This window comes from Streptomyces sp. S3(2020) (assembly GCF_013044505.1).
Classification (GTDB): domain Bacteria; phylum Actinomycetota; class Actinomycetes; order Streptomycetales; family Streptomycetaceae; genus Streptomyces.
The window spans coordinates 1-25,427 of sequence record NZ_JABERD010000097.1; the positions used below are offsets into that span (position 1 = coordinate 1).

The 25,427-nt window shown below is 71.3% G+C and carries 23 protein-coding genes and 1 pseudogene; 10 read left to right on the forward strand and 14 right to left on the reverse strand.

The window, feature by feature from the left end; all coding sequences use genetic code 11:
• Nucleotides 1-66: 66 nt before the first annotated feature.
• The 3 genes and pseudogenes from HLK59_RS51265 to HLK59_RS27455 form a co-directional block, all read right to left on the reverse strand.
• Nucleotides 67-201, reverse strand: a pseudogene (locus HLK59_RS51265) (glycosyltransferase family 1 protein); the annotation flags it as partial.
• Nucleotides 202-359: 158 nt separating this feature from the next.
• On the reverse strand, nt 360-1,778 hold the full coding sequence (locus HLK59_RS27450) for a HEAT repeat domain-containing protein (protein WP_171144204.1): 1,419 nt from the start codon (nt 1,776-1,778) through the stop codon (nt 360-362).
• Nucleotides 1,779-2,078: 300 nt separating this feature from the next.
• Entirely contained in the window at nt 2,079-2,471 is a 393-nt protein-coding gene (locus HLK59_RS27455; RefSeq protein ID WP_171144205.1) for an ankyrin repeat domain-containing protein, read from the reverse strand.
• 262 nt (nt 2,472-2,733) lie between these two features.
• On the opposite strand from HLK59_RS27455, the gene HLK59_RS27460 reads away from it, so the two are divergent.
• Both HLK59_RS27460 and HLK59_RS27465 read left to right on the forward strand, forming a co-directional pair.
• Complete coding sequence (locus HLK59_RS27460; protein WP_046262076.1) at nt 2,734-2,928, forward strand: hypothetical protein; 195 nt, start codon at nt 2,734-2,736, stop codon at nt 2,926-2,928.
• A gap of 40 nt (nt 2,929-2,968) precedes the next feature.
• Nucleotides 2,969-4,525: a hypothetical protein gene (locus HLK59_RS27465; RefSeq protein ID WP_171144206.1), complete on the forward strand. Its 1,557-nt coding sequence runs from the start codon at nt 2,969-2,971 to the stop codon at nt 4,523-4,525.
• A 109-nt stretch (nt 4,526-4,634) separates the two neighbouring features.
• On the opposite strand, the gene HLK59_RS27470 is transcribed toward HLK59_RS27465, so the two are convergent.
• Entirely contained in the window at nt 4,635-6,134 is a 1,500-nt protein-coding gene (locus tag HLK59_RS27470) for a PLP-dependent aminotransferase family protein (RefSeq protein WP_171144207.1), read from the reverse strand.
• A 99-nt stretch (nt 6,135-6,233) separates the two neighbouring features.
• Between HLK59_RS27470 and HLK59_RS27475 the strand changes: the two genes are divergently transcribed.
• The 4 genes from HLK59_RS27475 (at nt 6,234) to HLK59_RS27490 (ending at nt 9,687) form a co-directional block, all read left to right on the forward strand.
• On the forward strand, nt 6,234-6,887 hold the full coding sequence (locus HLK59_RS27475; RefSeq protein ID WP_171144208.1) for a hypothetical protein: 654 nt from the start codon (nt 6,234-6,236) through the stop codon (nt 6,885-6,887).
• The gene (locus tag HLK59_RS27480; protein ID WP_171144209.1) at nt 6,884-7,651 is read left to right on the forward strand and encodes a glycerophosphodiester phosphodiesterase; all 768 of its coding nucleotides are present in this window, start codon (nt 6,884-6,886) and stop codon (nt 7,649-7,651) included. Before HLK59_RS27475 ends, HLK59_RS27480 begins: the two co-directional genes overlap by 4 nt.
• Before the next feature lie 56 nt (nt 7,652-7,707).
• On the forward strand, nt 7,708-9,057 hold the full coding sequence (locus tag HLK59_RS27485; RefSeq protein ID WP_171144210.1) for an MFS transporter: 1,350 nt from the start codon (nt 7,708-7,710) through the stop codon (nt 9,055-9,057).
• A gap of 255 nt (nt 9,058-9,312) precedes the next feature.
• The gene (locus HLK59_RS27490) at nt 9,313-9,687 is read left to right on the forward strand and encodes an RNA polymerase-binding protein RbpA (RefSeq protein ID WP_010046329.1); all 375 of its coding nucleotides are present in this window, start codon (nt 9,313-9,315) and stop codon (nt 9,685-9,687) included.
• Nucleotides 9,688-9,729: 42 nt separating this feature from the next.
• Here HLK59_RS27490 and fxsA read toward each other — a convergent pair whose 3' ends face one another.
• The 4 genes from fxsA to HLK59_RS27510 form a co-directional block, all read right to left on the reverse strand.
• A complete protein-coding gene (gene fxsA, locus HLK59_RS27495; protein WP_171144211.1) occupies nt 9,730-10,296 on the reverse strand; it encodes an FxsA family membrane protein in 567 nt (188 codons plus the stop codon).
• Between the two features lie 78 nt (nt 10,297-10,374).
• Complete coding sequence (locus tag HLK59_RS27500; RefSeq protein ID WP_171144212.1) at nt 10,375-11,169, reverse strand: polyprenol monophosphomannose synthase; 795 nt, start codon at nt 11,167-11,169, stop codon at nt 10,375-10,377.
• Nucleotides 11,170-11,705: 536 nt separating this feature from the next.
• Complete coding sequence (locus tag HLK59_RS27505) at nt 11,706-13,304, reverse strand: amidohydrolase (RefSeq protein ID WP_171144213.1); 1,599 nt, start codon at nt 13,302-13,304, stop codon at nt 11,706-11,708.
• Nucleotides 13,305-13,404: 100 nt separating this feature from the next.
• On the reverse strand, nt 13,405-13,845 hold the full coding sequence (locus HLK59_RS27510; RefSeq protein ID WP_030677853.1) for an Lrp/AsnC family transcriptional regulator: 441 nt from the start codon (nt 13,843-13,845) through the stop codon (nt 13,405-13,407).
• 268 nt (nt 13,846-14,113) lie between these two features.
• Between HLK59_RS27510 and HLK59_RS27515 the strand changes: the two genes are divergently transcribed.
• Nucleotides 14,114-14,548 carry a hypothetical protein gene (locus tag HLK59_RS27515; protein ID WP_171144214.1) on the forward strand — a complete coding sequence of 145 codons (435 nt, stop codon included), beginning with the start codon at nt 14,114-14,116 and terminating at the stop codon, nt 14,546-14,548.
• Nucleotides 14,549-14,576: 28 nt separating this feature from the next.
• Here the strand turns inward: HLK59_RS27515 and HLK59_RS27520 are convergent, their stop codons facing one another.
• From HLK59_RS27520 to HLK59_RS27530, 3 genes are all read right to left on the reverse strand, one after another.
• The gene (locus tag HLK59_RS27520; protein WP_171144215.1) at nt 14,577-15,671 is read right to left on the reverse strand and encodes a phosphotransferase family protein; all 1,095 of its coding nucleotides are present in this window, start codon (nt 15,669-15,671) and stop codon (nt 14,577-14,579) included.
• A 29-nt stretch (nt 15,672-15,700) separates the two neighbouring features.
• A complete protein-coding gene (locus HLK59_RS27525) occupies nt 15,701-16,801 on the reverse strand; it encodes a hypothetical protein (protein WP_171144216.1) in 1,101 nt (366 codons plus the stop codon).
• A gap of 340 nt (nt 16,802-17,141) precedes the next feature.
• A complete protein-coding gene (locus tag HLK59_RS27530; protein WP_171144217.1) occupies nt 17,142-18,314 on the reverse strand; it encodes an acyl-CoA dehydrogenase family protein in 1,173 nt (390 codons plus the stop codon).
• A 335-nt stretch (nt 18,315-18,649) separates the two neighbouring features.
• Between HLK59_RS27530 and HLK59_RS27535 the strand changes: the two genes are divergently transcribed.
• On the forward strand, nt 18,650-19,870 hold the full coding sequence (locus HLK59_RS27535; RefSeq protein WP_171144218.1) for a glycoside hydrolase family 18 protein: 1,221 nt from the start codon (nt 18,650-18,652) through the stop codon (nt 19,868-19,870).
• 63 nt (nt 19,871-19,933) lie between these two features.
• Here the strand turns inward: HLK59_RS27535 and HLK59_RS27540 are convergent, their stop codons facing one another.
• The 3 genes from HLK59_RS27540 to HLK59_RS27550 all read right to left on the reverse strand — a co-directional run bounded on the left by HLK59_RS27540 (nt 19,934) and on the right by HLK59_RS27550 (nt 22,266).
• A complete protein-coding gene (locus HLK59_RS27540) occupies nt 19,934-20,596 on the reverse strand; it encodes a TetR/AcrR family transcriptional regulator (RefSeq protein ID WP_171144219.1) in 663 nt (220 codons plus the stop codon).
• Between the two features lie 62 nt (nt 20,597-20,658).
• Nucleotides 20,659-20,799: an SCO1431 family membrane protein gene (locus tag HLK59_RS27545; protein ID WP_171144220.1), complete on the reverse strand. Its 141-nt coding sequence runs from the start codon at nt 20,797-20,799 to the stop codon at nt 20,659-20,661.
• A gap of 99 nt (nt 20,800-20,898) precedes the next feature.
• Entirely contained in the window at nt 20,899-22,266 is a 1,368-nt protein-coding gene (locus HLK59_RS27550; RefSeq protein ID WP_171144221.1) for a peptidase C39 family protein, read from the reverse strand.
• A 219-nt stretch (nt 22,267-22,485) separates the two neighbouring features.
• On the opposite strand from HLK59_RS27550, the gene HLK59_RS27555 reads away from it, so the two are divergent.
• Together HLK59_RS27555 and HLK59_RS27560 are read left to right on the forward strand one after the other, a co-directional pair.
• The gene (locus HLK59_RS27555; protein ID WP_171144222.1) at nt 22,486-23,106 is read left to right on the forward strand and encodes a hypothetical protein; all 621 of its coding nucleotides are present in this window, start codon (nt 22,486-22,488) and stop codon (nt 23,104-23,106) included.
• 433 nt (nt 23,107-23,539) lie between these two features.
• Nucleotides 23,540-25,405, forward strand: coding sequence for an AAA family ATPase (locus tag HLK59_RS27560; RefSeq protein ID WP_171144223.1), 1,866 nt, complete (start codon nt 23,540-23,542; stop codon nt 25,403-25,405).
• Nucleotides 25,406-25,427: the final 22 nt, after the last annotated feature.

The following is a 25,427-nucleotide window of genomic DNA, read 5'->3' on the forward strand; positions in this document are numbered from 1 at the left end:
GGCCCACTGCGCGCTCCAGACCGCCCGGCACCTCGTAGATCGCGGTCACTCCCCGCTCGTCGTCGCGCCGGCCGCGGTGGCCGGCGCGACGACGAGCGGGGAGTGACCGCGATCTACGAGGTGCCGGGCGGTCTGGAGCGCGCAGTGGGCCACGCCGTTCACATCGGGGGGAAAGGATTCGGTCACGATGACGACACGCATAAGGGTGTTGTCGCCGTGCTGGACGTGCTCGCGTCAACGTCGATCTTTCCGGACGAGGAACGTCCCATGAGCGTTCCGTCGCACCCCCGCGCAGGTCAGGCCGTGTCCATGCGCGCCTGACCCGCGGGTCATCCGGAGTTCACCCTGAGGGCAGGCGTTCACATCATGGTGGCGTCCGGTCCGATCCGGCTGCGTACGGCTGTCTGGACCTCTGCTTCCTCGGCCGGATCGGCGGCGAGGCGGCGGAGCTGTTCGACGACCCGGGCGTCACCGGTCTCGGCGTGCCGGGCGGCGATCTCGCGGGTGGTCTCCTCGCAGTCCCAGAGGCACTCGACGGCGAAGCCGGTGGGGTAGGAGGGGTCGGTGGCGGCGAGGGCCCGGGCGGCCCGGCCGCGCAGATGGGAGGAGGCCGTCTCCCGGTAGATGTGGCGGAGCACGGGTGCGGCGCAGGCGATGCCGAGCCGTCCGGTGCCGTCGACGAGGGTCCACAGGGTCGGTGCGTCCGGCCCTTCGCCCCGTACGGCCTCGCGCAGGGCCGCGAGCACCAGGTCCGTGTCCTGCATGCCGCCGCGGCAGGCGAGCATGCGTCCGGCGGCGGCGCCCAGCGGATCGGGGCGGTGGGCCCAGCCGCGGGCCCGGTCGACGGCGGCGACACTGCGCATACGTTCGAAGGCGTCGACGGCGGCCTCCACGACCGGTGTCGAGCCGGTGACCACGGCCGTCTCGATCAGATCCAGGGCGTCCGGATCACTGCCGTCGGCGAGGTAGCGCAGCGCGGTGCAGCGGGCGCCCTCGGTGCCGTCCTTGGCGGCGGCGACGATCTCGGCCCGGTCCTCCGGGCCCGCGACGGCCATGAGACAGCGGGCGGCCGGCACATGGCGCGCCGCGCCGCGTTCGATGCCCTGCTCGGCCCACTCGAAGACCGCCTGCACGCTCCACCCCGGACGGGGCCCGGCAGGTCGCATCTGGCGTTGCCAGCGGTCGAAGCAGCCGGCCTCCTGGGCGGCACGCACGCGTGTGGCGACGGATTCGCGCGGATCGTCGGCCCACAGCCGCCACGGCCGTGGTTCGAAGGCATCGCGCACCGTGGCGGCCAGCTCGGCCTCGCCCTCGGCGTCGGTGCCGAAGCGGGCCAGCACAGGGGCGGCCAGGGCGCGCAGCCCGGCGTCGTCGTCCCTGAGGGCCAGCTCGTCCAGGGCCCAGGCCCAGTTGGAGCCCGAGGCGGCGTACCTGCGCAGCAGTTCGAGCGCGTCCCGCCTGCCGTAGGAGGCGAGGTGTCCGAGGACCGCCAGGGCGAGCCCCGTACGGGACTCCTCGTCGTCGAAGTGGTCCTCGACGTCGAACAGGTGGGTCTCGATCTCGTCCAGCTCGCCGTTCAGGTCGAGGTAGAGACGGGCGTAGTAGAGGGAGCGGTTCTCCACCTGCCAGTCGTGGCGGGGGTCCCGCAGCACACAGTGGTTGAGAGCCGCGAGCGCCTCGGCGCGCGGTGCGGTGAGCGCGTGCAGTGTGCCGTCGCCGCGGCCCCTCTGGAGGAGGCCGAGCAGCGTACCGCTGGGCGCTATGACCGGTTCGAACATGGGAAACAGCCTCACATCAAGCGTCGACGCAACCGGGATCTTGCTTTACCTGGCCGCGTGACAACACGTCGGGGCGCCCGCCGTTTCCTGCTTGCTGTAGACCATTTTCCTCTGCCTCTCGTCGGTGGCCCATGCGGGCCGCATCACGGCCCGCGCGGTGCGGCAACACCTGCCCAGCCATCGCGTCCGTGAATCACGACGTCATGATGACTCGGCACTTACATCTGCCGCGACCGAAATTTCGGCGGCCCTGTACCGCCTCCCCCGTTTTCCGTGTTTTTGCTGGTCAGAACATCCGGATCAGTGTGCGCCGAACAAGTCGAGCAGGTCCGTCTTGGCGAACATCCGAGCGGTGTCGAGCGCCGAGGGGGTCCCCGCGGCAGGGTCGGCACCGCTCTCCAGAAGAGCCTTGATGACGTCCGTCTCACCCTTGAAGGCGGCCCCGGCGAGCGGGGTCTGGCCTCGGTCGTTGATCCGGTCGGCCTCGGCGCCCCGGGCGAGCAGCGCGCGCACCGCGTCGGCGTGGCCGTGATAGGCGGCGAGCATCACGAGGGAGTCGCCACGGTCGTTGGTGAGGTTGGCCGGAACACCCGCGTCGACATACGCCACGAGCGCCTCGGTCTGACCTCGGCGGGCCAGATCGAAGATCTTGGTCGCCAGCTCCACGACCTCGGGGTCGGGGGCTTCAGTCATCGGCCGGACCGCCTCTCATACAACCGTTCAGGTGAATCGCCAGGGTACTGGCTCGCGCCGCACATGACCCGATGCGCCGGAGGTAAAGATCACCACTGACCCGGTCGGACGCAAGTCCCCTGCTCATCCGGCCGAAGCCGACCCCGCCGAGCGAGTGAAATCAATCGAAATTCACCCAGTTGCACCTTTTATCGTATGGATACATCCTGTGATCCTGGAAGTACTCATGGTGACTGTCCCCACCTGAACCAGGAGCACTCACATGATCTTCTCCATCTCGGGCGTCGTGCTGCTCGGCATCGTCGTCTTCATCTTCTTCCGCAAGGACGGCCTCAAGGCGTCCCACGCCCTGGTCGCCGCCCTGTTCGGCTTCTACCTGGCAAGCACGGCCATCGCCCCCAGCATCAAGGCGGGCGGCGAGAGCCTCGCGAGCCTCCTCGGCGGCATCAAGTTCTGACGCCGTCCCTCCCGTCCGTACGCACCTCCAGGAGACAGCAGTGGTCCGGCGCCCCCTCCCCCGCATCCTGAGCACAGGCAGCGCACAGATCGCCCGGAGCCGGGAGCTGGCCCGGACGGCGGCCGACAGTGCCACCGACGTCCTCCACCCGCTGATCACGATCACTCGCGGTCTGCGCCGGCTGGCTTCGGCCGGGCGGCGCAGGTGGGCCGAGACCCCCAAGGACAAGCGCGGGCCGCTGCTTTTCCTGGTGGCGTCGGTGGTCCTGGTGGTGGCGCTCGTGCCGTACGGTCCGCTGCTCGCCGTCATCACCCTGATGGCGGCGGCAGCCTGGCAGGGCCGGGACCGCACCCCAGCGGCCCCGGAGGGCCCCGACGAGTCGCAGACACAGCGCCTGCGGTCTCTGTACGAGGCCCTGGTGCCGTACTTCTCGACCGCCGAGGACCCGGACCCCCTCTTCACCCACGGCGGCGAGTGGGACAAGGCGTTCCCGGTCTACGAGTTCGACGAGACGGGACGGATCACCCAGCTGGTGATCCGCTACCCCGCGTACTTCCTGGACGGCGAGGCCGACTCCCGCGCACGGATCGAGCAGCTGCTGCACGCCAAGTCGGGCCGCGGCCGCGAGTACCGCTTCGCCTGGGACGAGGAGGGCAACCAGCTCTCCGTCACCGTCCTGCCGCCGCTGCCCACCGACATCGCCGCCCAGCGTTTCGTCACGTCCCCCGGCGAGACGGTCCTCGGCTTCACCGATCCCACCGAGGTCCAGCGCACGCTCCCGCTCACCCACGGCGAGGAGCAGCGCGACGTACCCCCGGTCGTCTGGCGCACCGGCGTCCGCTCCACCGAGCCGCACCTGCTGGTCATGGGCCAGCCGGGCAGCGGCACCTCGACCCTGCTGCGCTCCATCGCGCTCCAGGCGCTCCTCCACGGCGACGTGGTGATCATCGAGGGCGGCGGCACCGGTGAGTACGCCTGCCTCACCGGCCGGGACGGCGTCCTGGCGGTCGAGTGCGGACTGACCGGGGCGCTGGCGAGCCTGGAGTGGGCCGCCACCGAGACGGAGCGGCGCCTGATCGCCATGAACCGGGCGCGCCAGGCGGGCCACCAGCCACCGGAGGACACCACGCGTCCGCTGTGGATCCTGCTGGACCGCCCGAGCGCGTTCACGCACCTGGCCGCCGCCGACGGCCATCGCGACCCCCAGTCCCTCCTCCAGGTCCCGCTGCGGCACGGCCGCGCGGCGGGCGTCACCGTGGTCGTGGCCGACCAGTTCGACAGCGCGGACGCGCTGAGCGACGCGGTACGCCAGCACACACGCGCGCGTGTCGTCCTGGGCCCGGCGACACCGGAGCAGTTGACCGCGGTCCTGGGCGCTCCCCCGCGCACGACCCCGGCCGCCGACGTCCCGCCCGGCCGTGGCTACGCCCGCCTGGGCACCGGGCCCGTCCACCGCCTTCAGGTACCGGCGACGCCGGACCCGCACGACGAGGCGACGAGCGACACCGCCCGGGAGGCGGTGCTGGCGTTGCTGCCGCCGCGGACGACGCCGGCGGATGCGGTCCCCGTGGAAGCGGTGGTCGCCGACGCGCCGTAGGGGGTCGCGGTAGTCGTGCGACTGCGGGGCGCAGGGGGCTGGTCGCGCCCGCGCGGCGGTAGCTGCACATCGATACGGCCCCGCGCCCCCTGGGTGGGTGCAGCAGCCGTCATGCCACGAAAGTGCGCGGCGCCTCGCCGCCCGCGGTCCCCCCGCTCTCCACAATTCGAGCCGCCGCAGCCAGCCGCGCCGCCGCCTCCTCCGCCACCGCTCCCCCCACGGTGAACGGCAGTCGCACATACCCCTCGAAGGCGCCGTCCACCCCGAACCGGGGCCCGGACGGCACCCGAACCCCCACCCGCTCGCCGGCCTCGGCGATCCGGGACCCGGACAGCCCCCCGGCGCGCACCCACAACGTCAGCCCGCCCCTGGGCACCTCGAACTCCCACGTCGGCAGTTCCCGGCGCACCGCCGCGACCAGGGCGTCCCGGTTCTCCCGTGCCTGTTCACGCCGTACCTCCACGGCCTGCTCCCAGCCGCCCGTGCTGAACAGCCAGTTCACGGCGAGCTGTTCGACCACGGGCGTCCCGAGATCGGCGTACGCGCGTGCCGCGACCAGGCTGCGGATGACGTCCGGGGCCGCCCGCACCCAGCCGATGCGCATGCCCGCCCAGAAGGCCTTGCTGGCCGAGCCGACCGTGATCACCGTGGATCCGGCGGGATCGAACCCGCAGACGGGCCGCGGCATCTCGACGCCCTCGTCCAGCCATAGTTCGCTCATCGTCTCGTCGGCGACCAGCACGGTCCCCGCCGACCGCGCCGCGTCCACCAGCTGACGCCGTTGGTCGTCGTCGGCGAGGGCGCCGGTCGGGTTGTGGAAGTCGGCGACGATGTACGCGATCCGCGGCGCCGCGTCCCGCAGCACCTGCCGCCAGCGGTCCATGTCCCAGCCGGACAGCCCCTCGGCCATCGCGACGGGCACGAGCCGGGCACCGGCCTCACGCATCAGCTGGAGGATGTTGGCGTACGACGGCGACTCGACGGCGATGCGCTCGCCGCGGCCTCCGAAGAGATGGCAGATCGCGTCGATGGCGCCCATCGCCCCGGTCGTCACCATGATCTGCTCGGGCATCGTCGGGATCCCGCGCGCGGTGTACCGGTCGGCGATCATCGAGCGCAGCGCGGGCAGCCCCGCCGGGTAGTCGCCGTGGGTGTGGGCGTACGGCGGCAGCTCCTCCAGGGCGCCCTGGACGGCACGGGTCAGCCACGGCTCGGGCGCGGGGAGCGCCGCACACCCCAGGTCGATCATCGAGCCGAGGGCCTCGGGCGGCAGCGGCTCCAGACCACGCGCCGGCAGCGGGTTGCCGGCCGGAACGGCGGTCCAGCTGCCGGCCCCGCGCCGTGACTCCAGGAAGCCCTCGGCGCGCAACGCCTCGTAGGCCGCCGCCACCGTCGTACGGCTGACGGACAGGGACAGGGCCAGCTCGCGTTCGGCGGGCAGCCGGGCGGCGACCGGGACGCGGCCTTCGAGGACCAGCAGCCGGACGCCGTCGGCGAGGGCCCGGTAGGCGGGCGGGCGGCGCGTGCCGGGGCCGGCGGGACGGTCCTGCTGGGAGTTGAGCAGCCGGGCGAGCTGCGCCGGCCCCACCGCCGAGGTCCACTGCGCCATGTAAATCAGTCCACCTTCCCCGAATTGGCCATGGATGATGCTTCCACCCAAGCCACAGGGTGTCATGCACCAGGCCACCACGACCACAGGGGGCACCACTTGTCCGCACAGAGCCGGCTCGGGCGCCGGCTGATCCAGCTGTACGTCGGTCTCGCCCTCTACGGAGCGAGTTCCGCACTGCTCGTCGAGGCGGGCCTGGGCCTGGAGCCCTGGAACGTCCTGCACCAGGGCCTCGCCGAGCTGACGGGCCTCACGATCGGCGTCGTGTCGATCTTCGTGGGCGCCGCGGTGCTCCTGCTGTGGATCCCGTTGCGCCAGCGCCCGGGCCTCGGCACGGTCTCCAACGTCTTCGTGGTCGGCATCGCCATGGACGGCACGCTCGCCGCGGTGCCCGAGGCGCACGGCCTGGCGGTGCGGATCCCCCTTCTCCTGGCGGGCATCGTGCTCAACGGCGTGGCCACCGGTCTCTACATCGCCGCCCGTTTCGGGCCGGGCCCGAGGGACGGTCTGATGACCGGCCTGCACCTGCGCACGGGCCGCTCGATCCGGCTGATGCGGACGGCCGTCGAGATCGCGGTCGTCGCGACCGGCTTCGCCCTCGGGGGCACCATCGGCATCGGCACGGTCCTCTACGCGGTGTCCATCGGCCCGCTCGCCCAGCTCTTCCTCCGGGTGTTCGACGTTCCTTCGGCATCGGACAGCAGCACAGTCGTTGCCACCGGGCAACCCGGGCGCGCGATACTGCGTCGGTGAGCACCCGGACACGCCACCCCTACCTCGACCATCCCGGCCCGATCCCCTTCGCCCACCGGGGCGGGGCGGCGGACGGTCTGGAGAACACCCTGCTCCAGTTCCGGCGGGCGATCGAGACCGGCTACCGGTACCTGGAGACCGATGTCCACACCACTGCGGACGGGAGGCTCGTCGCCTTCCACGACAGCACCCTGGACCGGACGACGGACGGGGCGGGCCGGATAGCGGACCTGCCCTGGGCGGACGTGCGCCACGCGCGCGTGGCGGGCAAGGAGCCGGTGCCGCTCTTCGAGGAGCTCCTGGAGGCGTTTCCCGAGGCCCGCTGGAACGTCGACATCAAGGCCGAGCCGGCGCTCCATCCGCTCCTGGAGCTGATCGAACGCACCGGCACCTGGGACCGGATCTGCGTCGGCTCCTTCTCCGAGGCCCGGGTCGTACGCGCCCAGCGCCTGGCCGGCCCGCGCCTGGCGACCTCGTACGGCACCCGGGGTGTCCTCAACCTGCGGCTGCGCTCCTGGGGTGTACCGGCCGCGCTGCGCGGCTCCGCGGTCGCCGCCCAGGTGCCCGAGGCCCAGAACGGCATCCAGGTCGTCGACCGGCGCTTCGTGCGGACGGCCCACGCGCGCGGGCTCCAGGTGCACGTGTGGACCATCAATGATCCCGATGCCATGCACCGGCTCCTGGACCTGGGAGTGGATGGCATCATGACCGATCACATCGACACGTTGCGCAAGGTCATGGAGGACCGGGGCGTCTGGGTCTGACGGCCCTCGCTCCCCTGGAACCGCGGACTGGGCGCGGGACCAGCGAGGGGGCCGGGTTGGGCACCGACGCCATACGGACAACGGACGCCGGCGAGGCCGCCGCCGAGCGGCGGCGCGAACAGCGCGGCTGGTACTTCTACGACTGGGCGTGCTCCGTCTACTCGACGAGCGTGCTCACCGTGTTCCTCGGCCCCTATCTGACGTCGGTCGCCGAGGACGCCGCGGACGCGGACGGCTACATCCATCCCTTGGGCATTCCGGTGCGGGCCGGTTCCTTCTTCGCGTACTCGGTGTCCCTGTCGGTGATCGTGGCCGTGCTGGTGATGCCTCTGGTGGGCGCGGCGGCCGACCGCACCGGACGCAAGAAGCCGCTGCTGGCGGCGGCCGCCTACACGGGAGCCGCGGCGACGACCGGCCTGTTCTTCCTCGACGGCCACCGCTATCTGCTCGGCGGGGCCCTGCTGATCGTGGCGAACGCGGCGATGTCGGTCGGGATGATGCTCTACAACTCGTATCTGCCGCAGATCGCCGGCCCGGAGGAACGCGACGCGGTCTCCGCCCGGGGCTGGGCCTTCGGCTATGCGGCGGGATCACTGGTGCTGGTGGTGAACCTGGTCCTGTACACCGCCCACGACTCCTTCGGCCTCTCGGAGGGCATGGCCGTCCGGATCTGTCTGGCGTCGGCGGGACTGTGGTGGGGCGCCTTCACCCTCGTACCGCTGCGCAGGCTGCACGACCGCCGGATGCCGCAGAAGGAGGCGACCGCGCCCGGGTTCCGCCAGCTGGCGGCCACCGTCCGCGACATGCGCCGCCATCCCCTGACCCTCTCCTTCCTCCTGGCGTACCTCGTCTACAACGACGGCATCCAGACGGTGATCTCCCAGGCGTCCGTCTACGGCTCCGAGGAACTCGGCCTCGGCCAGTCGACGCTCATCGGCGCCGTCCTGCTGGTCCAGGTGCTGGCGGTGGCGGGTGCGCTGGGCATGGGCCGGCTGGCCCGCGTGTACGGCGCGAAGCGCACGATCCTCGGTTCGCTGGCGGCCTGGACGCTGACCCTGGCGGCCGGCTACTTCCTGCCGGCCGGCGCGCCGGTGTGGTTCTTCGTCCTGGCCTCCGGGATCGGCCTGGTCCTCGGCGGCAGCCAGGCCCTGTCCCGCTCCCTGTTCTCCCATCTCGTCCCGCCGGGCAAGGAGGCCGAGTACTTCTCGGCGTACGAGATGAGCGACCGCGGTATGAGCTGGCTGGGCCCTCTTCTGTTCGGGATCACCTACCAGCTGACTGGAAGTTATCGGGATGCGATCATCTCGCTGGTGATCTTCTTCGTCCTGGGGTTCTGCCTGCTCGCACGGGTCCCGGTGCGCCAGGCGATCAGCGACGCGGGCAATCCCGTTCCGGAGAAGATTTAGCGTTCAGCGCGAAAGGGCGGTAGTGTACGCGTTTGGCCTGCCAGGCGTACCGTTACTGCGCGTCAAAGATGCCGAAACGCTGGGTGACATCTGCTAGCAGATGTGACAAACCGGGCGCCGGTGGGTACAACAAGGGGCGGCTACGACGGCGACGCATGACCCGGAACGGGAATCTTTACCGCCGACCGGACGTTGACCGGATGACGACGACAGCGACACCTGTCCTGTGGGCGACAAGCCCGGGAGGCACGATTCATGAGTGAGCGAGCTCTTCGCGGCACGCGCCTCGTGGTGACCAGCTACGAGACGGACCGCGGCATCGACCTGGCACCGCGCCAGGCCGTGGAGTACGCATGCGAGAAGGGACATCGCTTTGAGATGCCCTTCTCGGTCGAGGCGGAGATTCCGCCGGAGTGGGAGTGCAAGGTCTGCGGGGCCCAAGCACTCCTCGTTGACGGCGACGGCCCTGAGGAAAAGAAGGCCAAGCCCGCGCGTACGCATTGGGACATGCTGATGGAGCGGCGCACCCGCGAGGAACTCGAAGAGGTCCTCGAGGAGCGCCTGGCCGTTCTGCGCTCAGGGGCGATGAACATCGCGATTCACCCCAGGGACAGCCGCAAGTCCGCGTAGTCCCGCCGCGGTCTCGTGCGTTCGGCGCGAGCCGAGCGGGGCTCAGCCCGTCAGCGGAGGACGCGGCTCCTGGGGCGCGTCCCCTGGCTCGTCCCCGGGCTCGTCCCGGATGACCTCACCCTGGACGACCTTGCCGTCGGGACGCTGCATCCGGGCCTGCTGGAAGGCGCCTCCCAGGGTGCCCGGGGCGGCCTCGCGGAGCTTGCGCTCGAAGGTGCGCTCCGCGCGGCGGGCGACGGCCTTCTGGACCGGCGGGATCAGCAGGACCAGGCCCACCGCGTCCGAGATCAGACCGGGGAGCATGAGGAGCAGGCCGCCCAGCATCAGCAGACCGTTGCCACCGCCGCCGGAGGGGGCAGCGCCACGTTGCAGGGCCTCGTTGAGGTTCTGGAAGGCACGCCGGCCGGCCCGCTTGATGACCACCGCGCCGAGCACGAGGCCGGCGAGCAGCAGCAGGAACACCAGGAACCCGCTCGTGGCACCGGCCACCACGGTCAGCAGCCAGATCTCCAGCACCAGCCACGCGGCGATCCCCAGCGGCAGGAAGGTGCGCAGCCGGGAGCGCGGGGGCCGGGCGGGGTACGTCGGGGTCGGAGCGCCAGTCGTCATGCATCCAGTGTGCCTGGGCGCGGCTCAGCGCGGGATAAGGGGACGATCAACGGGGCCTGTGCGGCCGTACGGCTGCCGTCAGGCCTTCTTGCCGCGGCCCAGCACCTTGCCGACGCGTTCCCCCACGCCCCACGTGGTGACCCGCCACAGGGCCTCCACGAGGATGTCGCGGCTCATCTTGGAGTCGCCGTGCTCGCGCTCGACGAAGGTGATGGGGACCTCGACGACGTGATAGCCGGCCCTGATCGCGCGGCGGGCCAGGTCGACCTGGAAGCAGTAGCCCTGCGAGGCGACCTCGCCCAGGCCGAGGCCTTCGAGGGTCTCGCGGCGGAAGGCGCGGTAGCCGCCGGTGACGTCCCGGATGGGTACGTCGAGCAGGACCCGGGAGTAGAGGCTGCCGCCGCGCGAGATGAACTCGCGGGACCTGGGCCAGTTGACCACCCGGCCGCCGGGCACCCAGCGGGAGCCGAGGACCAGGTCGGCGCCCTTGAGGGCGGTCAGCAGGCGGGGCAGTTCCTCGGGCTGGTGGGAGCCGTCGGCGTCCATCTCGACCAGGACGCCGTAGCCGTGCTCCAGGCCCCAGGCGAAGCCCGCGAGGTAGGCGGCGCCGAGGCCCTCCTTGCCCTTGCGGTGCAGGACCTGGACGTGATCGTCGGTGGCGGCCAGCTCGTCGGCGAGCTTGCCGGTGCCGTCGGGGCTGTTGTCGTCGGCGACGAGGATGTGCGCCTCGGGGACGGCCGTGCGCACCCGGCCGACGATCGACTTGATGTTCTCCGCCTCGTTGTAGGTCGGAATGATCACCAAGGCGGTGCCGAGCGGGCCGAACTGCCTCCCGTGGCCCTGTGCCGCGAGGGTCCCGTCGCCGTCGTTCACTACTGCCCCTTCAGGTTCGTACGCAGGCGTCCACCATAGTCGTCGCGGCCTGGGCCGACGTGACAGGACGTTCGTATGGTGGTGTCGTTTTAACAAAAGCGGGGTAAGAACGCGCTTCTCGACAGCTGTGCGTACTGCGGATGGGGGCCCGGCGCCCTTCGGGCCGACCTGGGACCCGCTGGCTGCGGATCGACCGAAAGCCGTTGTCTACTGAGCGCCCGGGCCCCACCCGGGTCACACCTCCCCGACCGGCCGGAACGTTCCCTCGCTGCGGCGCGGGCGCTGAGCCTGGCTCCCAGTGGCGGTGCCCGGTGCGGCACACCGTCCCTGACCCAGCGGCGCGGCGACGAGTTGACGGACGTTCCCCGGTCGGGCGTCCGGTGGTGGACTGGGCCGAACCTACCGGCCCCCTGCCGTCGGCTGTCAACAGCCGTTTGACCTGCGCATCTTCCCTCAAAGCCCTGGTCAGCGCGGAGGATACGCAGGTCGCGAGACGGGGCGGCGGCGCCCGATCGGAGCCGCGCCACCCCGGGAGATCACTCGCCCGGGCGTACGAACACGGTCCGGCCGCCCACCACGGTGCGCAGGCAGACCGGCAGGTCGGCGCCCGGCGAGAGGTCGGGCAGGCCGGGGGTGCCGGAGCGGGGGTCGGTGGACCAGCGGGCGACCCGGTCGTCGGGGGCCTGGACGACGAGCTCGTCCGTGCGCCACACCGCGTAGTCGGCGGGCGCACCCGGCACCAGGACACCCGCGTCGTCCCGGCCGATCGCCCGCCAGCCGCCCCGCGTGTGGGCCGTGAACGCGGCGCGCACGGAGACGCGGTGCTCGGGCGTGCGGTGGAAGGCGGCGGCGCGGACCGTGCCCCACGGGTCGAGCGGGGTGACGGGGCTGTCGGAGCCGAAGGCGAGCGGCACACCGGCCTTCAGGAGGGCCGCGAAGGGGTTCAGGGCACGCGCCCGCTCCACACCCAGGCGCTGGGCGTACATGCCGTCCTCACCGCCCCACAGCGCGTCGAAGGCGGGCTGCACGGAGGCGGTCAGACCGAGGTCGGCGAAGGCGGCGATGGTCTCGGGGGTGAGCATCTCGGCGTGCTCGACACGGTGCCGGGCGGCGCGGACACGGGCCAGGCCGACCTTCTCGGCGGCGGCGCGCGCGCCCTCGACCACGGCGGTCACGGCGGCGTCGCCGATCGCGTGGAAGCCCGCCTGGAGGCCCGCCTCGGTGCAGGCGACGAGGTGCGCGGCCACGGCGGCGGCGTCCAGGTAGGCGGTGCCGGTGTGCCCGGCGTCGGTGTACGGCCGGTGCAGGCAGGCGGTGTGGGAGCCGAGGGCGCCGTCGACGAACAGGTCACCGGCCGCGCCCAGGGCGCCCAGCTCCCGCGCCTTCTCGACATCCTGCTCGGCCCAGTAGCCCACGACCCGCGGTCCGGCCTCCTCTTCGGCGAGCCGCAGCAGGCCGGTGAAGTCGTCCTCGGAGGAGATCTCGGGGCCGGCGCACTCGTGGACCGAGCCGATGCCGAGGGAGGCGGCGCGGGCGAGCGCGGTGCGCTGCGCCTCGACGCGCTGGGCCGGGGTGATCGCGGCCAGGGCGGTGGCGCGTACGGCGTGGTGGGCGTCGGCGGTGAGCGGGCCGTCAAGGCGCCCCAGGGACGTCAGGTCGAGCAGGGCCGTGGTCACGACCGCCGAGTGGACGTCGATCCGGGACAGATAGAGCGGGCGGCCTCCGGTGGCCTCGTCCAGCTCCGCGCGCGTGGGCGGCCGTCCGCCGGGCCAGCGGGCCGCGTCCCAGCCGTGTCCGAGCAGGACGCGGTCGTCCGGGCGGGCACCGGCGAAGTCCCGCACGAGGGCGAGGGCCGCCTCCAGGGAGGGCGCGTCGGACAGGTCCAGGCCGGTCAGGGCGAGCCCGGTGGAGGTGGTGTGGACATGCGCGTCGGTGAACGCGGGGGTGACCAGGGCGCCGTCCAGATCGACGACCTCGTCGACCCCGTCCGAGAAGGCGTCGGCGGCACCTTCCGAGCCGACCCAGGCGACCTGACCACGCTCCACGACCATCGCGGTGGCGAAGGGATCGGCGGGGCTGTGGACCTCTCCTCGACGGAGCAGGACGGTCTTGGGCGCGGGGCTGGACTCACTCATGAGGAACAGTCTCGCGTGTCATCCGGACCGTGCCGGACACGGGGCGCGGTTGGCTCCCCTCAGATCAGACCCGCACCCGCACCCGCCGACGAATCACCGGTCAGATCCTCGGCGGGCGAGCCTCGTACGGCGTGGACAACACCACAGTCGTCCGCGTCGACACCCCCGCCAGCGACCGCAGCCGGGCCAACAGCTCCTCCAGCTCGTGCGGCGTGGCCACCCGCACCTTGAGGATGTAGTTCTCGTCGCCGGCGACGCTGTGGCAGGCCTCGATCTCCGGCACTCCGGCGAGGCGCTCGGCGATGTCGTCCGGCGCACTGGGATCGAACGGTTTGACCGAGATGAACGCGGTCATGGGCAGCCCGACGGCCTCGGGGTCGACGACGGCGGCGTACCCACGGATGACGCCACGCTGCTCCAGCCGGCGCACCCGCTGGTGCACGGCCGACGTGGACAGGCCCGTGGCCTTGCCGAGGTCTGTGTAGCTCATCCGCCCGTCCTTGACGAGCAGCTGCACGATCTGACGGTCCAGCTCCTCCATGGCGCAAGAACCTACAGTGCCCTTGATCTCCTCGGATACCTGAGCGGCGCAGGTCATACCCGGTTCGTGATGTGGCCGAGAGCTACCTGTGAGCCGCCTGAGGGACAAAGCGGCCGCCCCGGGCATCTGCAATCGGCATGTGACGAACGCCACAGCGCCCGAACGCTCTCCGTGATGTTCTCGTGATTACCGCCGAGACGGGGCGGGAAGTGCTTGCTGTGGTCGAGGCCGCAGCGCCTTCACGGCCCAGCCCGAGGGGGAGAACCCAATGCAGAGTCTTAAGCGCCCTGGTCGTACCGCACCCAAGCGACTCCAGGCGGTCGCCGAGCCCGAGCCGGAGGGCGTCGAACCCGACGCGCTCGACGACGAACTCGACGCGTACGACACCTTCGAGATGTTCCGGGTGGTCTGCCCGGACTGCGCGCAGCCCATCGCGCTCCTTACGGACGAGGAGGTCCTGCCGGAGCACGCGCTGTGCGTCTCGCCCTGGAACCCGTTCGGGCTCACGGTCTGCGCCGGCACCGGCCGCCGCGCCTCCGACGCGCGCGCCGCGGACGAGGACCTGGAGCCCCAGGAGCAGGACACCGCCCTGCTGTTGACGCTCCCTCAGGGCCTCGACTGGCGGACCCAGCCCTTCTCGCACGTCGGCGGACCGGGCTCGCGCCCCATCAGGGTCCCCGTCATGCGGCGCCACGCCGCCTGAGCGCGTTCCGGTAGCGGGGCCACGTCGCTCAATCCCAGTAGCTGCCCTGCACCATGGCCCGCAGGCTGCCGTGGTGCAGGATCAGTGTGTCCGGGTCCGCCGGCACGACCGCTTCACCGAAGTGCACCTGCCGATAGGCGACACGCAGCATGACGACGGCGTGCCGCAGCGCGGCGTACAGCGTGTAGAAGTCCATGTCGCGCGGTGTGTGGCCGGTGAGTCGGGCATAGCGGGTCTCGACGTGGTCGCGGCGGAAGAAGTCCGGCAGGCCGCGCTGTCCGAAGGAGACCGTCAGGTCCTGGAAGAAGCGGTGCAGATAGATCGCCCAGCCGAGGTCCACCTCGCGCGGGGCGAGCGCCGCCATCTCCCAGTCGAGGACGGCCGCGGGTTCGAAGCCGTCGTAGACGACGTTCCCGATGCGCGCGTCACCCCAGTTGAGGACCGGCGTGCCCGGATCGACGGGCCAGAGGTGCTCCAGCCGGTCGAAGGCTTCCTCGATGAGCGGTGAGCGGGCGACGCCGTCGACGACCCATTCGTAGTACGCGCGTTGGGCGACGACGTGTCGGCGCAGGGCGTCACCCTCGCCGGGAAGCGTGAGGAACTCGGCGTCCCGCAAAGGTACTTGGTCGTGCAGTCGGGCCAACAGGCCCACCGAGGCCGCCTCCAGGCGCTCGCGCTCCGTATCGCTCGCCGCGTGCAGCCAGTTGCCCTCGTAGGTGTAGGGCATGACGTCCGGCGGCACCCGCCCCGCCACGCGCTCCATGACGAAGAAGGGCGCGCCGAGCGGGCCCGGGTCCTCCTCCAGCCACAGCACCTTCGGCACGGGCAGGTCCGAGCGCTCGCCCACGACACGCATCGTGCGGTACTGGCGGACCATGTCGTAGACCGGGAAGACGGTGTACGCCGCCGGGTCCGCCGCGAGCCGCAACGCGCAGGCGGGCAGCGGGGGTTCGGGGTGCTCGATGTCGAAGAGCAGGGTCTCGCTGGACATGCCGTTGGAGGCGGGGACGGTGACGCCGACGGCCTTGGCGCCGGGCAGGCGGGTGCCGAGCCAGGCGGTGAGGCGGCGGGCGATGTCCTCCGGGTCGCGGGTGCTGGTACGCGGGCGAGGCGCCGTCGTCATGTGGTCAACCCCCTTGTGGCGCGGCCGGCTTACGGCGCGACCGAGTCGAAGCCGGTGAACCCGCTCGGGTCGTGCCGTCCGAACGAGCCGTGCTCGAAGATGCCGTGCCCGATCCGGCCGTCGAGGCGGAAGCGGGCGGCGTGGTCGGTGACCCCGTACGCGGCCAGGGTGTGCGGTTCCGTGAGGTCGTAGGTGCGCCGGTCGGTCCAGCCGTGGCCGCGCCAGGTGCCGTGCTGCCAGTCGTCGGCGGGCGGGTAGCCGGCGCCGATCGCCAGCGGGGAGGAGGTGAGGATCTCGACCTCCAGCTCCCGCGGTTTGCGTACGTCGCCGAGGTGGACGAGGGCGCGTTCGGGGTGGCGGGTGCCGGAGCGGTAGGTGATCTCGGGCTGGGGCCAGCCGAGTTGGCGGTCGGGGTGGCCGGGGCGGACGAGGGTGGCGTCGTTGAGGACGCGGTAGCCGTCGGCGTCCTCCTGGACGATCACCATCAGGAAGCGGTCCTCGAAGCGGACGGGACACCAGAGCCAGTGGAAGCCCTCGGTGGGATCTTCCTCGGCGAGGCGGCCGCCTTCCTCGCCGGGGACGGGGCGCACGCCCCAGCTGCGGTCGCGGGTGCCGGTCCACCGCGTGGCGTTGACGCGGAACTCCTCACCGCCGGCGCGCACAGTGCCCTCCACGCCGCCCGCCTGTACGAAGCGACGCCCTTCCAGGGTGAGCCGGCCGCCCCGGCGCTGCACGTGGTGGGGTTCCCACAGGGCGGGGAAGGCGGCGGTCCAGGTCAGGTCGTACGACAACGAGTCGTCGTCGCAGGCGAGGCGCAGCCGGTGCAGCGGCTGTTCGACCTCGATTCTCAGCGGCCCCACCACGAGCCGCATCCGGTCCTCGCCGAGGGCGTCCGAGGCCCGCACCGCGTGCAGGGTGTCCCCCACCCGCAGCGTCGCGTACGCGTCGATCACGCCCAGGTTCGGGTACACCCCGAGCCCCACGATCAGCAGCGCCCGCCCCTCGTGGTCCAGGACATGGAAGATGCACCGGTCGTAGGCGTTCCGGTCCCCCGTCGCCACGTGCTTCATGGAGAGCGGCACCTGGTGCACCGGGTACTCGTCGAGCGGTACGGGACGGTCGTCGGCCACGGCAAACCCCCCTGGGAACGGCTGGGCTGACGGTACGTCAGACCGCCGGAGGTGGCCAGACACGTGCCGCACGACGTCCGTGAACTCACACTCGAATCCGTCGGCGGGTGACCTGTCCGGCCGTCACCGCGTTGCCCTGGTATGACCCCCACATATTCGGCGACCGGGCGTCAACGCCGGGTGTTCGTCCCGCCACCCGCAGAATCGGTTCCGCCGCCGCAGGACCCGCCCATCTACCGGGACCTGATGCGCACGTGGGCCGACCGGGGCCGGACCCTGCCCGGGCGCCACGACCCGGAGTGGGTCCGGCTCGCGGCGCCGCAGGTCAGGCCGGGTCAGTTCAGCGCGTCTCCGGACCCGCTAGGTGACGGGCGATGACCATCCGCTGGATCTGATTGGTGCCCTCGACGATCTGGAGGACCTTGGCCTCGCGCATATAGCGCTCGACCGGGAAGTCCGCGGTGTAGCCGTAACCGCCGAGGACCTGGACGGCGTCGACGGTGACCTTCATCGCGGTGTCGGTGCAGTGCAGCTTGGCCATCGCCGCCTGCTTGGCGAAGGGCCGGCCGATGTCCCGCAGCCGCGCCGCCGCCAGGTACAGCGCGCGGCCCGCCTCGATCTGGGTCGCCATGTCGGCGAGCATGAAGCGCAGCCCCTGGAAGTCGGCGATCGGCTTGCCGAACTGCCGCCGCTCCGTCGCGTACGCCACCGCGTTGTCCAGCGCCGCCTGAGCCACCCCGATCGCGCAGGCCGCGATGCCGAGCCGCCCGGAGTCGAGCGCGGACAGGGCGATCGCGAAGCCCTGGCCCTCCTCGCCGATGCGCCGGTCGTCGGGGACCCGGACGCCGTCGAGGTGGACCTGGGCGGTGGGCGAGCCCTTCATGCCCATCTTCTTCTCCGGCACCGCCCCGCTCAGTCCCTCGGCGTCACCGGGCACGAGGAAGGCGCTGATCCCGCGGGCACCCTCCTCGCCGGTCCGCGCCATGACCGTGTAGAAGTCGGCGACACCGCCGTGGGTGATCCAGGCCTTGGTGCCGGTGATCACCCAGTGGTCACCGTCCCGGACGGCCCTGGTGCGCAGGCTCGCGGCGTCCGAGCCCGACGAGGCCTCGGAGAGGCAGTACGCGCCGAGCAGTCCGCCGCCGAGCATCGCGGGCAGATGCTCGATCTGCTGCTCCTTGGTGCCGTAGGCGGCGAGGGCGTAGGAGGCGAGCGTGTGCACGCTGACCCCGAGGCCGACGGTGAGGCGGGCCGCGGCGAGCTCCTCCAGGACCTGGAGGTAGACCTCGTAGGGCTGGTCGCCGCCGCCGTACTGGGAGTCGTAGGGCAGTCCGAGCAGTCCGGACCGCGAGAGCAGGGTGAAGACCTCGCGCGGGAAGCGTCCGGCGTCCTCCTCCTCGGCCGCCTTCGGGGCGATCTCCTGCTGCGCGATGTCGCGGACGAGTGAGATCAGCTCCCGGGCCTCGTCCGTGGGCAGTTGACGATCCACCGGCTGCGGGGCGCGGTCGGGCATGTCGACGCTCTCCTCCCTGTGTAGGGCACATCGGCGTGCGCCTTGGATGGGGGCGGCTCCGCCGGAACTTGCTGAGGGCTTGGCCGATGGTCGCACTTTCGGGTCTCGGAAGCTGCTGACCAGCGGCTCTGCGCTGTGAGTATGCCCGATCGGAGCCATCGAGTCACCAGTTAACGACCGCTTACTTCAGGAAACCGACCCGGAATCCACCGCTCCTCGAAATTGGTCCGAACCATTGACGAACTGGTCTAGTCCTCCTACTGTTCCGAACCAACGCTTTACCGCGTTCATGCCAATCGGCGCCCGTTCCCTCACCCCCACGAGGAGACACCCGGATGCACTTCTCCGTCCGCTCCCTCATCTCGGCCGCGTGTTGCGCGGTCCTCGGCGCCGGGCTGCTCGCCGGCGCCAGCACCGCGACCGCCGAACCCGCGGCGAAGCCCGCGGTGCAGGCCGGCTCCAAGGTCGTCGGCTACTTCACCGAATGGGGCACCTACGACCGCAAGTACTACGTCAAGAACATCGAGACCTCCGGCTCCGCGGCGAAGCTCACACACATCAACTACGCCTTCGGCAACGTCACCGGCGGCAAGTGCGCGATGGGCGACTCCTACGCGGCGACCGAACGGACCTACACCGCGGCGGAGTCCGTGGACGGTGTCGCCGACACCTGGGACCAGCCGCTGCGCGGCAACTTCAACCAGCTGCGTGAGCTGAAGAAGAAGCACCCGGGCCTGAAGGTCGTCTGGTCCTTCGGCGGCTGGACCTGGTCGAGCGGCTTCGGCGAGGCCGCGAAGAACCCGGCCGCGTTCGCGCAGTCCTGCTACGACCTGGTCGAGAACTCCAAGTGGGCCGATGTCTTCGACGGCATCGACATCGACTGGGAGTACCCGAACGCCTGCGGCAACACCTGCGACACCAGCGGCCGGGCGGCCTTCAAGAACCTGATGTCGGCACTGCGGGCCAAGTTCGGCTCCGGCAACCTGGTCACCGCGGCGATCACGGCCGACGCCACCGCGGGCGGCAAGATCGACGCGGCGGACTACGCGGGCGCGGCGCAGTACGTCAACTGGTACAACCCGATGACGTACGACTACTTCGGCGCCTGGGCGGCGACCGGGCCGACGGCTCCGCACTCGGCGCTCAACTCGTACAGCGGCATCCCGCAGGCGGGTTACTACACCTCGGCGACCATCGCGAAGCTCAAGGGCCTCGGTATCCCGGCCTCGAAGCTGCTGCTCGGCCTCGGCTTCTACGGGCGCGGCTGGACCGGCGTCACCCAGTCGGCACCGGGCGGCACGGCGTCCGGTCCGGCGGCAGGGACGTACGAGGCGGGCTTCGAGGACTACAAGGTGCTCAAGTCGAAGTGCCCGGCGACCGGCACGGTGGGCGGCACGGCGTACGCCAAGTGCGGCAACAACTGGTGGAGTTACGACACCCCGTCGACCATCGCCACGAAGATGGCCTACAAGAACCAGCAGGGCCTGGGCGGCACGTTCTTCTGGGAGCTGAGCGGCGACACCTCGGGCGGTGAGCTGATCAAGGCGATCAACTAGCAGAGCCCGAGCGGGACTTGGGGCGGGGGACCACGAGCCTCCGTCCCATCTCGCTGCCCGGGGTCAGGAGTCGCGACGGGCCGGGGCGGGGGCCGGGAAGGCGGGGTCGAGTTCCTCGATCGCGCGCATGGAGGCGCCGAGCGTCTTCACCAGGAGTTCGCGCATGGTGTCGCGGGTGAGCTGGGCCGGGCGGTCGATCCAGTCGAGTGTGGCGCCCTCGACGCTGCACACCCAGGCGAACAGGCCCATGCGGGCCAGCGGTGAGATGTCGCTGCGGCCGTACGCCCCGTCGGCGATGGTCGCGACGATCGCCTCACGCACACCGTCCCGGATGGCGTGCACCTCGGCGTCGAAGCCGACTCCGCCGCTGACGACGGTGCGGTACGCGGCCTGGTTGTGCTCGGCGAAGCGCAGATAACTGTCGATCGTGCGCTGGACCCGGTCCACCTGGGGCAGTTGGATGCCGCTCGCCGCGAAGGTGACCAGGTCGGCGACGGAGTCCTGGATGATGGCCAGGTAGTAGCCGCGCTTGGACTGGAAGTAGTAGTAGATCAGCCCCTTGGCGACATGCGCCTGGCGGGCGATGTCGTCCATCGAGAGCGCGTCGTAGGACGTGTCGGCGAACAGCCTCCGCCCGATCGCGATGAGTTCGGCTCGGCGCGCAACCGAACGATCAGTTCCGCGCGCCTTGGGACGGGCGCCGTCGCGCTGCTGGCTGATATTCAATTTCGACCCTGGTCTCAACGGGACGGGACACCCGCAGTATGTCAGGTCAACTATGGGTCAGGTCACAGCAGGCCGAGCTGGGTCACGAGCATCGCGACCACCACGACGAGGGTCCAGCCCATGACGTGTTCGAGAGCCTTCGGACCGTCTTCCCTGGGTCCGCCGGTGCGGACGCGGGTGGCGGTGGCTGAGTTCGCAGTCATGTGTCCACCTTGCCACCGGCCAGGGCTTTTGCGGCAGAGACGTCGGTCACAGCGGAAAGGCCCCGGTTTACCGGGGCCTCGACCCGTCCGGCGCGTGACTCAGCGCACACCCACCGCCGCGAGCGCCTTGCACTGCCGTGCGGTCGGCTTCGCCGGGAAGTAGAGGTAGCAGACGCCTCCGGTGCCGGAGACGACCTTGCCACTGGCGTTGTACCGCTTGGTACGGAGCCAGATCTTCTCCCACTCGGCCCGCCGGTAGACCCGCCGCACCGCCTCGTCGCTGGGCGAGGCCGGGTCGTTGGCGATCACATCGCCGTCGGCGGTGAAGCCGATCACGGTCATCAGATGCCCCGAGGTGCCGTAACCCGCGCCCGTCAGCTCCTCCTTGAGGAAGGACTGGGACGTTATGGCCGGGATGCCGGCCGCGATCAGCGTCTCCAGGTCGGTGAGGGAGCCGAGCCGGGTGACCACACCCTGGAGGTCCTTGAAGGTGGCCGCGTAGGCCGCGTTGAACGGCCAGTTCCCGCAGCCCGCGTACTGGTGGTCGAACGTGTACCGGGCCGCGTGGCACACCTGCGGGTCGGCATAGGCCGGGTCGACCCAGGCCAGCTGCTCCGGGGTGAGCCGGCCGCCCCAGTACTCGATGATCATCTGCGAGGAGGTCGGGCTGCACCAGGCCTCGCCGCCGTTGTCGTATTCCGGGTACTGACCGGCGTGGATCTCCTGCGAGTAGCGCGGGACGATCAGCTCCTGGGCGAGACCGGGCGTGGAGGCCGGCACGGTGAAGCGGTCCGGGATGTCGGAGCCCATGGCGCCGAGCCGCCACACGGTGGGGGTCTTCTTGGTGCCCGGCTTGCGGTAGAGGGTCAGCCGCAGCCGGTACGAGGTGAGGCGCAGGCCCGTCGCCGGATCGTCGACGGCGAAGGTGTCGGTCCAGATGCTGCTCTTGTCGTCGGTCTGGTCGTCGACCGAGGTCCGCCGGATGTCCTCGTCGCCGGCGGCCCAGCGGCCCATGACGTACCAGGGGGTGTCCGTGCCGTCGGAGTAGGTGCCCTTCAGCTCGACCTGGAGCCAGGTGCCGTCCGGGGTGTGCGCGTTCCAGGACGCGATCGCCTCGGTGGCGGGGACGGCGAGCCTGTGGACGGGGGACGTCCAGGTCGCGTACTCCCAGGCGGCCGTCTTCCCGGTGTGCGGGTCCGTGTAGTCGACGGTGCCCGCGGCAGCGCCGATCACCACGCCCGGCCGGGGACCCGCGACGGCACGGGCGCCCTTCGCGCTGCCGCCGCGCCAGTCGGCGTACGTGGTCCAGAAGCGGTTGTCGACGAGGGCCGCCGGGGCGGCCCGGCCGGCGTCCGCGGCGTCGGTCGCGCCGTCGGCGGCGGCCGCCGGGCTCGCCGCGCCGGCCACGGCCGCGGCGACCGCGGCGGCCAGGACGGTTCTGCGGGACGGCTGTTCGGCTCTGCTCATGGGCGGAACGACCCCCAAGTTGTCCGAGTCCGGGCAGATCCACTGCACGGTTGTGCGCCAACTATGGCCAAAGCCGCATGGTCATGCCAGCACTTCGGGCCATGCCACGCCCATGAATATGGGACTGGACCACTGGCATGACCTGCGACGGCGGATCCCGGGCCGCGATTAGAGTGCTGATCGCCCCCGTCGGACTCGTGAAAGCTCCAGGAACCGGCCATGCACGCCCTCGCCGACCGCCTCCGCGACCTCCCGCCGTCCTGCGGCCCGGTCCGCCTGATCGCCGTCGACGGTCACGCCGGCTCCGGAAAATCCACCTTCGCCGGACGGTTGGCGGCCGCCCTGGGCGGCGCGCCGGTGCTGCACCTCGACGACATCGCGCGCCACGACGAACTGTTCGGCTGGACCGGCCGGCTGCTGACCCAGGTGATCGAGCCCCTGAGCCGCGGCGAGACCGCGTACTTCGCCCCGTACGACTGGCACACCCGCCGCTCCGGCCCGCCCCGCGCCCTCCCGGCGGCACCCGTGGTCCTCGTCGAGGGCGTCGGCGCCGGCCGCCGCGCGCTGCGCCCGCATCTGGCACGGCTGCTGTGGATGGAGTTGCCCCAGGAGGAGTCCTGGGCGCGCGGCCGGTCCAGGGACGGGGAGGAACAGCGGGAGTTCTGGGCCGGGTGGGTCCGGGCCGAGGCCGGACACTTCACCGATGACCCCTCGCGCCCCTACGCCGATCTTCTGGTTCGGCAGGGACAGAAGGGGTACGAGGTGCTTCCGGGACCCGCCGGGACGGTTGGACCGGACCAGGAAATCACTCTGGGTGACGGACCATCCGCTGTGTGCTGAACTTGTGAAGACCCTTGCGCCCGAACTTCCCGGAGTGCTCCAACTCGGCTTGACCGGGGGGCCGTACAGGACTTACGTTCTGAATGTGCGGCCTTTCGTAGCCGCCCTCAGACGCGAAGCCCCCGGTTGTTCCCCCGTGATCGGGGGCTTCGTTCTGCCCTCAACTCCTTTTCCGGGCGCTACGAGCCGTGATTCGCTCACCCTCGGTCACCATTCCGTGTGCGCCCCGTCTGCTCCCACCTCCCCAAACGGCCTGTGCGGCACCCTTCGGCGGGCCCCACCCCCGCAGGTACGATGCCCTCGGTGCGACCTAGGGACGGGCAGCTCTGCGCACCGTTGCAACTCCGGTCCGCAGCAAGGCGGTTCGATCAAGGAGGTCGGCGGCCGACGGCCCGGTGACCAACCAGCGGGGGCACGGTTTGTGGGGGACGTGATGGACTTCGGCACGCAGGGCCCGCAGGCCCCGGCCGACCTCGCCTGGCTGCGAGGTGTGGATGCCTACACGATGGGCGCCTATCCGCAGGCGGAGGAGGAGTTCCGCGCCGCGGTGCGGATGGACCCGGGGATGGCCGACGGCTGGCTCGGGCTGCACGCGTTGCGCGTCGACACGACGACCGCGCTGCTGCGGATGTTCCGGCACCGGGAACGCTTCGGGGAACAGCGCGCCCGGCACCGCCGCACCCTCAACTCCTGGTACTGGCTGGGCTGGTGGGTGCAACCCGTACTGGAGAGCCCGCGCGACCTGCTGCTCGCGCACGCCTCGCACTGGCTGGACGGACGCCATGTCCCGGAGCTGGACCGGGCCCTCGCGAGCCTGCCGCCCGTCGACACCGACGCCCAGGTGCGCTTCCTGCACGCCTGTCGCGCCTATCTGGTCAAGGACTGGGACCAGCTCGTCCGGCACACCGACCCGCTGATCGACGATTCCCTGCTGGGCATCGAGGCAGGTCTGTTCGGGGGCATGGCCCGGGTGCGCCTGGAGATGTTCGGGCAGGCCGAGCCGCTTCTCTCGGCGGCCCTGATGCGCTGTCGCAGCGAGCAGCCCCAGCGCAAGGAGCTGCGCTACTGGCTCGCCCGCGCGCACGAGGGCACCGGCCGCTCCGCCGCCGCCCTCCCCCTCTACCGCGCCGTGCACCGCGTCGACCCGGCGTTCATGGACACCTCGGCCCGGCTCGCGGCGATCGCCGAGGGCGACGGGTACGACGACGCAGCGGCGGACCTCGCCTCGATCGCGCTCTCCGGCGCCCAGGACGTCCTCGACGGACCGGACGGCCTCGATCCGCTCTTCGGCGGCGCCGACGGACGCGACCTCAAGTACTCCGACCCCGACCTGCCGCCCACCGGGCCGCTCCCCTCGGTGACCGACCCCTCGGTGCGCGAGAAGACCGTCCCGACGCAGGCGCTGCCCGCCGGCCCCACCGACCCCGTCCTACTGGAGGAGGCGCTCACCGAACTGGAGCGCATGGTGGGCCTGGAGCCGGTGAAACGCCAGGTCAAGGCGTTGTCGGCGCAGCTGAACATGGCGCGGCTGCGCGCCGGGCAGGGGCTGCCGGTCCAGCCGCCCAAGCGGCACTTCGTCTTCTCCGGCCCCTCGGGCACCGGCAAGACCACGGTCGCCCGCATTCTGGGCCGTGTCTTCTACGCCCTCGGGCTGCTCGGCGGCGACCACCTCGTGGAGGCCCAGCGCGCCGACCTCGTCGGCGAGTACCTCGGACAGACCGCCGTGAAGGCCAACGAGCTCATCGACTCCGCGATCGGCGGGGTGCTCTTCGTGGACGAGGCGTACTCGCTCTCCAACTCCGGTTACGGCAAGGGCGACGCGTACGGCGACGAGGCGCTCCAGGTGCTGCTGAAGCGGGCGGAGGACAACCGGGACCACCTGGTCGTCATCCTGGCCGGCTATCCCGAGGGCATGGACCGGCTGCTGGCCGCCAATCCCGGGCTGTCCTCGCGGTTCACGACCCGGGTCGACTTCCCCTCGTACAAGCCTCTCGAACTCACCTCCATCGGCGAGGTGCTGGCCGCGGAGAACGGTGACATCTGGGACGAGGAGTCCCTCGACGAGCTGCGGTCGATCGCCGGGCACGTGGTGGACCAGGGGTGGATCGACGAGCTGGGCAACGGGCGGTTCCTGCGGACGCTGTACGAGAAGAGCTGCGCGTATCGGGATCTGCGGTTGTCGACCTATCCGGGGATGCTGTCGCGGGACGACTTGTCGACACTGCGGCTGCCGGATCTCATGCAGGCGTACGGGGAAGTGCTGTCGGGGCGGGGGCCGCAGGATCCGTCGGCGATGTGACGGATCCTGCGGCCCCCGCGCC

Excerpts from the sequence above, each read along its gene's own strand:
- HLK59_RS27510 (WP_030677853.1), bottom strand. The coding sequence starts at position 13,845 with ATGGAGGAGCTGGACCGTCAGATCGTGCAGCTGCTCGTCAAGGACGGG.
- HLK59_RS27550 (WP_171144221.1), bottom strand. The coding sequence starts at position 22,266 with ATGAGCAGAGCCGAACAGCCGTCCCGCAGAACCGTCCTGGCCGCCGCG.
- HLK59_RS27455 (WP_171144205.1), bottom strand. The coding sequence starts at position 2,471 with ATGACTGAAGCCCCCGACCCCGAGGTCGTGGAGCTGGCGACCAAGATC.
- HLK59_RS27545 (WP_171144220.1), bottom strand. The coding sequence starts at position 20,799 with ATGACTGCGAACTCAGCCACCGCCACCCGCGTCCGCACCGGCGGACCC.
- HLK59_RS27450 (WP_171144204.1), bottom strand. The coding sequence starts at position 1,778 with ATGTTCGAACCGGTCATAGCGCCCAGCGGTACGCTGCTCGGCCTCCTC.
- HLK59_RS27530 (WP_171144217.1), bottom strand. The coding sequence starts at position 18,314 with ATGCCCGACCGCGCCCCGCAGCCGGTGGATCGTCAACTGCCCACGGAC.
- HLK59_RS27555 (WP_171144222.1), top strand. The coding sequence starts at position 22,486 with ATGCACGCCCTCGCCGACCGCCTCCGCGACCTCCCGCCGTCCTGCGGC.
- HLK59_RS27505 (WP_171144213.1), bottom strand. The coding sequence starts at position 13,304 with ATGAGTGAGTCCAGCCCCGCGCCCAAGACCGTCCTGCTCCGTCGAGGA.
- HLK59_RS27520 (WP_171144215.1), bottom strand. The coding sequence starts at position 15,671 with ATGACGACGGCGCCTCGCCCGCGTACCAGCACCCGCGACCCGGAGGAC.
- HLK59_RS27560 (WP_171144223.1), top strand. The coding sequence starts at position 23,540 with ATGGACTTCGGCACGCAGGGCCCGCAGGCCCCGGCCGACCTCGCCTGG.
- HLK59_RS27490 (WP_010046329.1), top strand. The coding sequence starts at position 9,313 with ATGAGTGAGCGAGCTCTTCGCGGCACGCGCCTCGTGGTGACCAGCTAC.
- fxsA (WP_171144211.1), bottom strand. The coding sequence starts at position 10,296 with ATGACGACTGGCGCTCCGACCCCGACGTACCCCGCCCGGCCCCCGCGC.
- HLK59_RS27535 (WP_171144218.1), top strand. The coding sequence starts at position 18,650 with ATGCACTTCTCCGTCCGCTCCCTCATCTCGGCCGCGTGTTGCGCGGTC.
- HLK59_RS27470 (WP_171144207.1), bottom strand. The coding sequence starts at position 6,134 with ATGGCGCAGTGGACCTCGGCGGTGGGGCCGGCGCAGCTCGCCCGGCTG.
- HLK59_RS27515 (WP_171144214.1), top strand. The coding sequence starts at position 14,114 with ATGCAGAGTCTTAAGCGCCCTGGTCGTACCGCACCCAAGCGACTCCAG.
- HLK59_RS27460 (WP_046262076.1), top strand. The coding sequence starts at position 2,734 with ATGATCTTCTCCATCTCGGGCGTCGTGCTGCTCGGCATCGTCGTCTTC.